The sequence below is a fragment of the Streptomyces sp. NPDC013157 genome (assembly GCF_042899865.1).
In the GTDB taxonomy this organism is placed as follows: domain Bacteria; phylum Actinomycetota; class Actinomycetes; order Streptomycetales; family Streptomycetaceae; genus Streptomyces.
In genome coordinates this window covers 66,258-78,434 of the sequence record NZ_JBIBAK010000013.1, presented here as the reverse complement: position 1 = coordinate 78,434, position 12,177 = coordinate 66,258, and the positions used below count along the sequence as shown (strand labels likewise).

At 69.6% G+C, this 12,177-nt stretch carries 4 protein-coding genes; all 4 read right to left on the bottom strand.

All coding sequences use genetic code 11. From position 1 onward, the window contains the following. Nucleotides 1-25: 25 nt before the first annotated feature. The 4 genes from ACFY6U_RS33045 to ACFY6U_RS33030 all read right to left on the bottom strand — a co-directional run bounded on the left by ACFY6U_RS33045 (nt 26) and on the right by ACFY6U_RS33030 (nt 12,151). Entirely contained in the window at nt 26-895 is an 870-nt protein-coding gene (locus ACFY6U_RS33045; protein WP_390044092.1) for a serine/threonine-protein kinase, read from the bottom strand. 168 nt (nt 896-1,063) lie between these two features. Next, nucleotides 1,064-1,573 carry an Imm21 family immunity protein gene (locus ACFY6U_RS33040; RefSeq protein ID WP_390044090.1) on the bottom strand — a complete coding sequence of 170 codons (510 nt, stop codon included), beginning with the start codon at nt 1,571-1,573 and terminating at the stop codon, nt 1,064-1,066. Continuing rightward, nucleotides 1,551-8,369, bottom strand: coding sequence for a polymorphic toxin-type HINT domain-containing protein (locus tag ACFY6U_RS33035; protein ID WP_390044088.1), 6,819 nt, complete (start codon nt 8,367-8,369; stop codon nt 1,551-1,553). The genes ACFY6U_RS33040 and ACFY6U_RS33035 overlap by 23 nt, the downstream gene beginning before the upstream one ends. 149 nt (nt 8,370-8,518) lie before the next feature. Then, nucleotides 8,519-12,151 (bottom strand): LamG-like jellyroll fold domain-containing protein, encoded by a 3,633-nt coding sequence (locus ACFY6U_RS33030; RefSeq protein WP_390044086.1) that lies wholly within the window; start codon nt 12,149-12,151, stop codon nt 8,519-8,521. Between the last annotated feature and the right edge of the window lie 26 nt (nt 12,152-12,177).

Genomic DNA, 12,177 nt, shown 5'->3' with positions numbered 1-12,177 from the left:
CTCGGGTGCCCTCGGGTGAGGACGATCAGCCGCGTTCCGGTTTTTTGGCGAGGAGGAGGCCGAGGGCGGTGAGGGGGGTGAGGCGGCGGGGTTCGGGAGGCGGGGGCGGCACGGGCGCCAGGGCCGGGGGCGGCGCGGCGGCGGGTTCGGTCACCCACGCCGGGAGGGTCGCTCCGGCGGCTTCGGCGAGCGCCTCGGCGGCCTCCTGGGCCGTCGGCCGGGCCTCGGGTTCCGGGGCGAGAAGCTGGTCGAGAAGCGGTCCGAGGGGACCCTGTCCGCCGTCCGTGGCCGCGCGGAGCAACGCGCCCAGGGACCACAGGTCGGAGGCGGGACCCGCCCCGCGCCCCGCACCGCACTCCGGGGCGTCGAAGGGGCCGCACCCCTGTCCCCCGCCGATACCGAAGTCGGTGACGACGACACGAGCGCCGTCCGCCGCGAGCAGGACGTTGGACGGCTTGAGGTCACGGTGCACGATGCCGACACAGTGGGCGGAGTGCAGCGCCCCGAGGACGGCGAGCCCGATCCGGGCGGCCTCGGCGGACGGCAGCGGGCCCCGGGCGGCGAGGACCGAGTGCAGCGCCTCCCCCTCCACCAACTCCATGACGACCCAGGGAAGTTCGTCATCGAGGAGTACGTCGTGAATGGCGACGGCAGCCGGGTGGCCGACGCGGGCGGCGGCCCGGGCCTCGTGCAGCAGCCGGTGGGCGGCGCGCTGCCGTTCCTCACCGTCCGGCTCTCCGACCAGGCGCGGCTCCTTGACCGCGACGTCCCGCCCGTCCTGCTCGTCCCGGGCCCGCCACACGGTCCCTGCCGGCCCGGAGCCGATGCGCCCGACGAGCCGGTAACGCCCACCGATCAGCCGTCCCTCGACCGGCTGTTCGCCGTCTTCGCTCATGGCACATGAGTACCTTGCACACCATGCCGTTGTCGAAGCGGCACGGTCAGCGGGTTACAGGGTACGGCCCCCTTCCTGTGGACCCCCTCCGGGCGCTCCGATCCGCCCGGTATGCGGGACGGGCCCGCAGCCGAGGCCGCGGGCCCATCTCCTCTGCCGCCGAAGAGATCAGACCTTCATCGAAACCAGGCGGTGCAGCTTCGCCGAGGTGTGCGAAGCAAGTGGTACTTCAGCGCTGTCCACACGAAACTCGCCGGCTTCGAGGTCGAACACGAACACGCCCTCCTCTGTTGCTTCGTCGCCCGGCATCGCTGCATCCATGAGCGCGAGCCTCCCGTCGGATTCCAGCACAGGACCCTCACGCCATGCGATGGCATCGAGGTCGACCTCGGAGGCGTACCTCCGCATGTCCTCCTCGGAGTTCCCGGAGATCCACTGGACGATCAGTGACCGTGACTCGATGATCGTGGTCGGCAGCGGCTCGTCCCCGAGAATCACCACGTTCCTCTCCGGAAGGGCGTAGCACTCGGAGTGACCGGCGTCCGTCATCTCGATGACGAGGTCGTAGTCACCGTTGTATCCCGTCCACGAGGAGAGCAGCGAAACCGGACACAGAAGAACGGGGCCGCCGTCCGTCTCCAGCCATCGGCGCCCGTCAATTCTTGGCTGCTGCGTCATAGAGCCCTCTCATCACTGTCTTCAACCGGCCTGCCCAGCCGCCTTGCCGGCTGCTGCACGGGCGACACTGCGGATAGAGCCGCTGAGGCGTACCGTCCGGAACCCATGAGCTGATCGGCTGATGGTCGGGAACGAATCTCCCGTTGCCGCCGGGATCGAGTGTCCCGCACGTGTGGCACCCGTGCCGGAAGCCCAGCTCGTCGATCTGGTCGTGTTCCTCATCCGTGAACCGCTGCGACTTGCTGCGCGCCGGAATGGAATCCACGGCGTAGTTGCCGATGGGACAGACCTGCTCCGGATCGCTGCGCCTACTGGCATTGTGGACGAGAACCGGGTCCGCGCCGGCAAGAACGTAGTAGGTGTGCAGCTCGCTGACGGTGAGGTTGTGGACCGTGGCTGTCAAAGCCGTCCAGCGCTTCACGGCGGTGATCTGGACCCGGGCTCCCGAGTCGGTGGTCAGCCACTCGCCCGACTGCAGGTCGGTGGCGTCGATCCACTCGCCCAGTTCCGGCACCCAGAAGGGGTGACCGTCGGTCGCGGTGACCGAGGCGGTCTTGGCGCCCTTCTTCCCGTCGACGTCGACGGTGACCTTCACGAGATGCTTGAGGCCCACGCCCTTGATCTCGGCCGTGACCTTTTCCGGTTTGGTCTTCCCTGTCTCCGGATCGGTGGCCAGGACCACATCGCCGATCTTCACGTCCTTGATGGCCTTGGCGGTGCCGTCCGCCATCAACACCTTGGTGTCCGGGGTGAAGCTGTTCTTTATGGAGCACGACGCGGCGACGGTCTCCAGCCGGTCCGCTTCCTTCCTGCTCTTTCGCCAGTCCTTGAAGGACTTCAGGAGGTCCTTGCCCAGGCCGTAGATGCGTTTGCCGAGGGCTGCGGCCTTGTCCCAGCGGAAGAGGTATTTCTTGGCCAGCTTGGCCAGGGGGCCGCCGCCGAGGAACGAACCCACCACGTTCAGGGCCGTGTTGCCGCAGGCGCCGAGGTTGCCTGTGGTGAAGCAGTCCAGGGCGTCGGTGATGCCCAGTTCGTCCATCGCGATCTTGCCGAGTTCCTTGGCGATCGCGATCGCGCGCTGTTTGGCAGAGTCCTCCTTCGCCCTGGCGTCGTCCGCCTTCGCCTGGGCCGGCGTGTACGTGGTCGTGGCGGCGCTGTTCGAGCCGCTGCTGTCGCGGGTGTCGACCGCGCCGCGGTGGGTGGACGGGCCGGGGCCGCACTCGTTCCAGCCGCCGACGCAGTCCGCCAGGCGCAGGCCCGACGCGTCGCTGTTGGAGACGGGGCTGTTGTCGGCGTACGCGTACCCGTTGATCTGCTGCGGGTCGGTGTAGTCGACCACCGGGTCCGCCGAGATGAAACGGCCGGTGTCGGAGTCGTACTCACGGGCGCCGAGCGTGGTCAGGCCCGTGGACTCCTGGACGGTGCCGCCGACGAAGCCCTTGTCGTTCACCCAGCCCGTGGACGAGGACGTGGAGTCGTCGCGGACGTTGCCGAACGCGTCCATGCGCCGGCGGGTCGTCGAACCCGTCTTCGCGTCGACCGACAGCTGCGCCGTGCCCTGGTTGTCCGAGGCGAGGAAGTGGACGCCGTCCGCCTCGCGCATCGCGACCGTGGTGCCGGCGAAGGAGTAGTAGCGGGTCGCCGTCACCTTCGACGTCGACTTGTCGTAGTGGAGTTCGGTGCCGGGCAGGTAGAGCGTCTTCTCCGTCGGCGTGTCCCGGAGGACGCGGGAACCCGACGCGTCGTACTTGTACGTCGTCACCGAGTTGTCGGCGTTCGTGACCGTCGTCAGCTCACCCTGCTTGTCCCAGGCCAGCGACTGGGTGTCGCCGTCCAGCACGCGGGTCTTCGTGTTGCCCGACGCGTCGTAGGTGTAGGAGTTCTGGGAGGTGACGGCGGGCGTGGTGCTGGTCGCGTCCGTCTTCTCGGTCACCGACGACACCGTGTGGGCGCCGGAGGCCGAGCCGTTCGGGCCGGAGCCCGTCTCGCCGTACTTGTACGTGCGGGACGACGTCGCCGCGCCGTTCAGGCCGTGGCGCACCTCGCTCGTGCGGTTGCCGATGGTGTCGTAGCCGTAGTCGGTCCAGTAGGGGGAGACCCCGCCCACCGTCGACGTCGACGCTCCCGACGCGCAGGACGCGTCCGTCGAGCCCGTGCCCTTGGCGTCGTTCGACGCCACCGACGACGTCCACGCGGACGAGACGCGGCCCAGCCCGTCGTACGAGAAGCACTGGACGTCGCTCGTGCCGCCGGTCGGGGTGTCGGCGACGGAGAGGATGTCGCCGGCCGCGTCGTAGGTGTAGTTCGCGTCGTAGGCGACGCTCGACGCGCCCTGGACGTCCACCCGCGAGTTGGTCAGGCGGTCGGTGCCCGCCTCGTAGTCGTTGGTGATCCACGTCTTCTTCGCCGTCGACTCACCCGTGTACAGCTCCAGCTGTTCCAGGTTCGATGTCGGCGAGTACGACGCGTCCGTGACGTAACTCAGGCCGCCGAGGGAGGTGTTGAGTCCGGTCGGCCGCTGGAGGTCGTCGTAGACGTACCCGACCGCCTCGGCGGACAGGTCGCCCGTCGCCGGCAGGCCCTGGCTCTGCAGCGTGCCGTCGTCGTTGTACTGGGCCGTGAACTCGTACGTCCCGCCCAGCTGCGGCTCTGCCGTCTTGGAGAGGTAGTACTTGGTCGAGACCGGTGCGTAGTCGTTGTCGGCGTCGAGGGTCGGGTACGTCACCGACGAGTAGACCGCGCCGTCCTTGTAGGTGTAGACGCCGTACAGCTCGCCCTTGTAGACCGTGTCGTACTTGGTGACGGAGAGCTTGGTGCCCGTCGTCGCCTCGCCCTGCCAGGTGGAGACCGCCCGGCCCAGTTCGTCGTAGACCGTCGACGTCTTGTCGCCGTTCACCGTCACCGACGTCTGGCGGTCCAGGGTGTCGTAGGTGTACGAGGACGAGCCGGTGTCGGGGTCGACCGCCGTCTTCTTGCGGCCCAACTGGTCATATGTGTACGTCCAGTTGTCACCCTTGTCGTCCGTGACCCGCGTCAGCCGGCCCGCGTCGTCGTAGCCGTACGACGTGGTGACCGCGGCGCCGTCGGCGGGGTACTGGATCTGGGTCGTGGTGTTGTCCCGGCCGTCCTTCACCACCGTCGTCCTGACGCCGCCCTGCGGCGGGGTGGTCGTGACGCGGTCGCCGCCGTAGGCGTACGTGGTGCGGTACTTCTCCGTGCCCTGGACCTTGAGGACCGACGCCGTGGCGCGGCCCGCGCCGTCGTACTCGGTGACCGTCTGGGCGTCGAGGTCCGAGTTGAGCGGGTCGAAGAGCGTCGAGGACGGGACACCGGTGGTGTAGTAGGTGTCGTTGACCTTCACCACGCGGCCGGAGCCGTCGTAGAGCGTGTCGGCGACCATGCGGCCGCCCTCGCCCTCCGTCTGGTCCTGGCGGGGCCTGAGCCAGCCGTCGTACAGCGACCACTCGCTGCCGTACGACGTCCCGTCGTTCTCGATCTTCTGGGTGTGGACGGCGGCCGGGCCGTCGGCGCCGCGGATCAGGTACTCGTACTTGATGGACGGGGTGAAGCCGTTCGCCTTGGGGCGGTCCTGCAGCCAGACCGAGACCAGGCGCCCGAGGCCGTCGTAGGCGAGGTCGGTGCGCAGGCCGTTCGTGTCGGTCTTGGCGGTCGGCTGGCCCCAGGCGGGGGCGTACTCCGTGGTCGTCGTCCAGCCGTCGATGTTCGTGACCGTCGACTTGGTCGCCAGGCCGTAGGTGTCCGTGTAGGCGGTGGAGGACGTGTACTGCGTCGACGACGACGCCGTCTCCGCGTCCTTCACCACCAGCGGGCGGCCGTAGGCGTCGTACGTCGTCACGGCGGTCGTCTGGTAGGTGGCCGTCGTGCCGTCGTGGGCCGACAGGCGCTTGGTCGTGGTGGGATCGCCCTTGGTGGGGGCGGCGCCCAGCGTCGTCGAACCGTCGTAGTAGGTGAGGTCGTCGGAGATGACGTCCTTGGAACGGTCGGGAGTGGACGCGCAGTCCACGCCGACCTTCTCGACCCGCGAGACCATCGTGTAGATGTGCGCGCTCGCGCTGTCCGCGTACTCGGTGCGGGTGCACTGGTTGTCGGCGACGCCGACCTCGCCGTCGTCGTCGACCGTCTTCTCGCGGCCGGTCGCGTCGTCGTAGGTCGTGGTCGACTTGGTGTGCCGCCAGCCGCCCACCGCGAGCGCGGTGTAGGTGTCGGTCGAACCCGTCGCCACGTAACGGGCCTTGTAAGTCGCCCAGTCCCGCGTCTCCGTCGCGGTCACCGCGGTCCACGGCACCGTCACCGACTTCTCGGTGATGTCGTCGCCGTTGTAGGTGAGGGTCTCCAGCTCCTGGCCGGCCTTCCAGTCGGAGTCGTCGTAGGAGACGCCGTTGGAGTCGGTGACGGTCGCGGAGCGGGTGGTGCCGTTCTTGTCGACGTCACCGTCGAGACCGCGGAAGAAGACGTGCTCGGTGCGGGTGTTGGCGGCGGAGTTGGTGCCGTCGGAGGTGACGACCCGGACTCTGCCGTAGCCGCGCCAGTCGCTCCAGGTGCGGTCCTCGGACTTGGTGATGCCGTCGGCCGGCGTCTTCCGCCAGCCCGCGTCACCCAGGTAGGTGTACGAGGTGACCTGGTCGGCGTTGCCGCCGGTCAGGTCGGTCTGGACGACGGAGGCGACGACGTACTTGTGGAACCAGTCGGTGATCGGGTCGGTGGCGCCGGGCGGGTTCCACTTCACCGGGAAGCAGCGCTTGACGGAGGAGTCCTCCGCCGGGACGTTGCTCGTCGTGCACTGGTTGTCGGCGTAGTTGACGCTGAGCACGCCGCCCGACTCGTTCTGCACCCCGGAGAGGCGGAACCGGTAGAAGGGCTGGATGTTGTCACCGGTCTCGTCGACGCGGTTGGGCAGCTGGGTGCCGTACAGCTGGACGGACGGGACCGAGGCGTCGGTGCCGACCTTGCCGGTGTGGTCGATCTTGCTCAGCCACAGAGACCTGGAGCCGTCGCCGTTGTCGGTGAAGTCGTGGGTGAGGCTCCAGACGTCGACCGGGGTGTACGTCGAGTCACCGGTACGGATCTGGGTGGTGATCTTCGTGAGCTTCTTGCGGGTCCAGAAGGTCGGCGAGTTCTGGCCGGGGCACTTGCTGCCCGACGCGCAGTTCTGGTCCCAGGGGACGTCCGGCCAGTCGGCGGCGGTGGTGTCCTTGAGGGCGTCGGCGGAGCAGTCGGTCAGCGAGCCGACGCAGCGCTCCGCGGTGGTGAAGACGACCTGGGCGGCGGGCTTGGTGGAGTACACCGAGCCGTCGCGCTGGCCGTAGTCGATGCGCTTGAGGTAGCCGCCGCGGACGTAGGCCTTGCCGTTCTCGGTGGTCTTCAGGCCCTGCGTGTAGTAGTTCGTCTCCGTGCCGTAGAAGTACGACATGGCGTTGCCGTGCGGGTCGACGACGTAGTCGAGGTTCCAGCGCCAGGCCTGGGTGCAGTAGGCGTCGGCGAACGTGGAGTTGTAGCAGGGCTCGTCGGCGTCGTCGCCGTAGACCGGGACGGTCCAGGTGGAGTTGGTCTCCTCGTTGCCGCTCGCGTAGCCGGTGAGGTGGTTGAGGCCGAAGTAGTACTGGGTGCCGTCGCCGGTCGTGATCTTCCAGTACTCGCCGTTGTTGTCGCCGTTGGTGGCGCCGGTCAGGTGCTCGACCTTGGAGTTGTCGTCGGAGCCGATCCGCCACTCGCCGGTCTTGTCGTCCTTGACCAGCCGACCCGAACTGCCGCCCGTCAGCGACAGCGTGGCGTTGTCGAACGCCCAGCACTCGTCGCCGTTGGTGTCGTCGTGGCCGTCGTCGGCGCAGGCCTTGTAGCTGCGCTCGATGTAACCGGGGTCGTAGGAGAAGCCCTGGCCGATCCACGAGCCCTGGTTGTTGGTGGTGGCCGTCTGGCCGTCGATGGACTGGGAGTTGTAGCTCAGCCCGACGGTCGGCTGCATGCCGCCGGGGACCGGCGGGACGTTCATCGGGTACGACCAGGTGAACGCGCCCGAGCTGGTGTCGACGCCCCACTGCGAGGACTGCGCGAGGCTGGTCGCCTTGTAGTCGCCGCCGTCGCCGCCGCTGCTCGCGGTGGCCGCGACGACGGTGGCAGAGGACGTGGCCGAGTCCGCCTCGAGGAGCTGGGCGGAGGGTCCCGAGGTGTCGGCAGCGGCCTGCACGGTCGCGGTCAGGGTCTGCTCGGCCGGGTCGTTCGCCGTCTTCAGATAGGTCGGCGTCGAGCAGGCCTTCTTCTGCGGGGTCGTCAGCACGCACGCGGGGTACGTGGCCAGCCGCAGCCGCGAGCTGTAGGAACCGCCGAAGGCGTCGGCGAAGTCCGAGTAGTCCAGGGTGACCCGGGCCGGGCCCGCGGTGGTGGCGCCGTCGGAGCGGGCGACGGTGAACAGCACGCCGTTCACGCCGGCCGCCTCGGTGGCCTTGCGGCCGAGCACGGCGAGCCGGACGGAGCCGGCGCCCTTGGTGCCGTCGGCCGCCTTGGCGGTCAGCGGCAGGCCCTTGGCCTTGACCGCCCTGCCGGACAGCTCGACCTCGGCGCCGGCCGCCTTGGGCCAGTGCGCTCTGGACGTCTTCTTCACCGCGGCCTTTTCGGCCTGGTCGGTCTTCTTGAAGGCCTTCGCGGTGGCGTTCTTTCCACGCACCGGCTTGTCGAGGTCGGTCTGCGTCTTGGGCCGCGTGACACCGCTGTCGGAGGCGGTGGCCGTGGGGGCGTACTGCGGGAGCAGCCCTATGGACAGCGCCAGTCCGAGGACCACCGCGGCCCTTCTGCGACCGCTTCGCCAGGCCGGTCGTGCCGACCGGAACCAGGGAGGCGAGGACATCAACTCTCCTAATCGGTAGGGATGGACATGCCGAGAAGGGCGGGCGGCTCGCAGTCGAGCCGCCCGCCCACGCAGGGGACCGGTTACGCCGAGGTCTCGTCGATGCTGGAGCCGCCCGGCAGGCCGGCGACCAGCGCCACCAGCGAGGCGTCCAGCGGACCTTGGTACATCCGCACCTCGTCCACGGCACCGGAGAAGTACTCGCCCGCCGAGGACCCGGTCAGCGCACGGCCGATCTGGAGGCTCGTCGTGCTGAAGTCCCAGGTGTTGTCCCAGGAGGCGTCGACGACGGCGACCCCGTTGACGTAGAGGAGCACGTCACCGAAGACCGCGTTGTAGACGAGGGCGAGGTGGTCGCCGTCCCCCGCGGAACTCGGGGCGTCGCCCTTGTCCAGTTCGGTGACGGTCACCGGGGACGCCGAGTCCGCGTCGGTCACCACCAGCTGCCAGCGGGCGTCGGCCGCCGAGTACCTGACCTTGATCGCGGTGTCGTTGGCGCCGGACAGCGACAGCACCGTCTCGTCGGTCGCCGGGCTCTCCGAGGCGAGCCGGGCGCGGGCGGTGAGGGTGAAGCTGTCCTGGGCGGTGAGCGGTCCGGCGGCGGCGCGGGTGGCGTAGCCGCTGACGCCGTCCAGCGCCAGGTGCCCGTCGCCCCACAGCGGCGCGGCCGGCGGGGTGCAGTCCGGGTCGGCCTCGGGGTCGCAGGACTCGTCGGGTGTGTAGACGGACGCGCCGCCGCCGAGGGTCAGCCCGGTGCCGCCGCCGATCTCCGGGGAGACGCCGTTCGTCGCCTCGTCCAGCTGCCAGTAGGCCAGCTGGTGCGGCTGGATGCCGCCGAGCTCCTGGCCCTCGGTGGGCGGGATGACGCGGTCGTGCAGCTTGACGTCCGCGACACTGCCCTTGAGGTTGTTGATGTAGCCGTCCAGGTCGAGCCGGCGGCCGATCTGCACGGCGCCGGTGGCGCTCCACACGGTGTGCCGGGCCTGCACGTCGTCGGCCACCAGGACGCCGTTGACGTACAGCATCAACTTGCCGAGCTCGGCGTCGTACACACCGATCAGGTGCGTCCAGCTGCCCGCGACGGCCGCCGCGCCGGAGACCTTCCAGGTGCCCAGCGACTCCATGTCGCTGACCGGGATGCGGAAGGTCCAGGAGGCGGTGTCCTTGTCGTAGCCGAGCTCGAAGCCGGGCTGGGCGGTGCCGTCCTGGCTGACGACGGTCATGCTCTGGGTGGGCAGCGTCGGCAGCATCACCCAGGCGCTCACCGAGAAGGTCCTGCCGGTGTCGACGGAGGCGGTGCCCGAGTCGAGGTAGGCGTTCTCGGTGCCGTCGAAGGAGGCGGCGGTGTCGGTGGAGCCGAGCGGGCCCGCGGCGCCGAACGTCACTCCGGATCCGGCGGTCGCGTCGGGCGTGCCACTGGCGCCGGCCGCCTTCGTCGCGCCCTTGGCGTCGCCGAGGGTCCAGGCGACGGCCGGGGCGCGGCCGTCGCTGACGAGGAAGATGTGCACGGTCGGCGTCTTCTGCGGGTTGCCGGCGCCGTCGACCGCGGTCACGTGCAGGGTGTACGTGCCCTCGCTCGGCGGCATCCAGCGGACCGTCGCCGGTCCGCCGGTGGAGTCGGCGGCCACCGTCTTCTTCGCGCTGTCGGCCTGCGGGCCGGTGAAGTAGTAGGTGTACTTGGTGACGTCGGCGGACGGCGAGTCCATGGTGAAGTCGCCGTAGTCGCCGACGCCCGTGTGCCAGGCCTCGTCGTCGGGGTACTGGGCCGAGGTGACCGCCGCCGACTTGGGCTTGCTGGTGTCGTAGATGAACTCGCAGCGGGTCTGGTCCCCGTCGGTGGACCAGGCGCCGTACGCCTGCTGGTCGTAGCCGCGCACCGACCAGGCGACGGTGGTGTTCGCCGGGATGCTGAAGCCGGCTTCCCCGTCACCCGAGACATCGCTGCCGATGGTGTAGAAGAACGTGGCCACGCCGGTCTGGTCGCTCCAGCTGGAGTCCACCGTGGACTTCTTCGCGGTCGTCGCGTAGTGCGTGACCGTGTTGCCGCCGGAGTCGGTCCACCAGACCTTGAACTGGGCCTGCAGCGTCTCGGACTTGGAGGGGACGTCGTTGTGGTCGTAGTCCCGGATCACGGCGGAGACGCGCGGGGCCTCGGTCACGTAGTGCTCGGTGGCGGCGCCGTACTCGCAGGTGCCGCCCGGCTTCATCTGCAGGTCGTCCTGGTCGGGCTCCAGCGGCGGCCGGTTGTAGGTCACCTCCAGGTGCGCGTTGCCGCAGAAGCGCTTCCAGTTCGAGGTGTCGGACTCGCTGGCCGCCTTGAGGCGGAACGTGGTAGTGTCCCACGCCTTGTCGGCCGCGGTCTGGATGGTGCTCTTCACGTCGAAGCGGACGTTCTGGTTGGCCGGGCTGCACGAACCGGCGGTGTCCGTGGACGAGTCGGTGCCGAGGGTGGCCTTGGAGGCCGGCTGGTTGTCCCAGTCGGTCTTCGAGCTGATCGCACTCGCGCCCGTGCTGTTGACCCGGGCGAGCTGCACCTCGCGCGCGGCGGAGCTGTAGGTGAAGACCTGCGTCACCGCGAACTCGGCGCTGACGATGTCCTTGCCCGCGAAGGTCCCCGTCGGGATCGCGAAGAACTGCCGCTTCACGTCCGTCGAACTGCTGCACCGGACCGACACGTCGGAGGGGCACAGGCCGACGCCTTCGTCGTCGTCGAACTTCCAGAACGAGGTGCCCGAGTAGTGCGAGGAGACCATCGTCCAGCCGGAGCGCGTGGCGGTCTTGACGACCGGGTCGATGTAGACCGGGTAGACCGTGTCGGCGTCGGTGAGCAGGTCCGTGTCGGGGGTGAGCGTCATCGTGTCCGCGGAGACGTCCACGCCGACGTCGGCGACCCGGGCGCCCTCGGGGGGCGTCTGGGTGTTCTCGTCGGCGGAGTCCGCGGCGGGTGCGTCGTCCTGCGCCGCGTGGCTGGAGTCCCACATCACGGGCTGCGGCGCCTCGAAGACCGCGCCGCCCGAGCCGGTGTCGGTGGCGGTCAGCCCGCCCGCCCCGGTCTCCGTCAGCTTCACCGAGGAGGTGTCGAGCGGCAGGCTCAGCTTCGCCAGCTCCGGGTCGGCCGCGGCCTTCGCGTTCTTGACGACCAGCACGTGCGAGAAGCCCTCGGCGCTCGCCGTGACCTTGAGGTCGACACCGTCCAGCACGTTCGGGTACGTGGCGGTCGAGCCGTCGACCTTCGGCCGGGGCAGCCTGTCCGGCCAGTCGAGGGAGACGGAGCGGCCGTCCTTCTCGATCTCGGCGAAGGTGGTGTCGCCGCCGCCGGAGAAGGACATGGCGGCCAGCGCCGCCTTCGGGGCGAGGGTGCCGTTCTTCCGCCTGACCAGCGTGGTGTCGATGTCCGTCCACTTCCCGTCGACGCGGGTGCGGACGGGCTGGACGTACTCGCTGACGGTGAACGTGCCGTCCGGGTTGGCGACGGTGGTGCTGCGTTCGTCGCGCAGGCTCTGGATCTCGACGGGCCTGCCGGACTTCTTCGCCTTGGTCCGGGCCGCGTTCGGGGAGAGCGACGAGCCGCTGCCGGCGGAGGTGCTCTTGTTCTTGCCGGCCTGCGTCTGCTCGGCGGCCGGTGCGGGGGCGACGCTCAGAGCGGTCGTCAGCAGGGCCGCGACGGCGGCGGCCGCGACCAGGGGACGGCGTCCGGATCTCCTGCGGATCTTCATGCTGCGGTGCTCTCTGTCCCTCTGCC

Coding starts and splice junctions, on each gene's coding strand:
- ACFY6U_RS33045 (WP_390044092.1), bottom strand. CDS start 895: ATGAGCGAAGACGGCGAACAGCCGGTCGAGGGACGGCTGATCGGTGGG.
- ACFY6U_RS33040 (WP_390044090.1), bottom strand. CDS start 1,573: ATGACGCAGCAGCCAAGAATTGACGGGCGCCGATGGCTGGAGACGGAC.
- ACFY6U_RS33030 (WP_390044086.1), bottom strand. CDS start 12,151: ATGAAGATCCGCAGGAGATCCGGACGCCGTCCCCTGGTCGCGGCCGCC.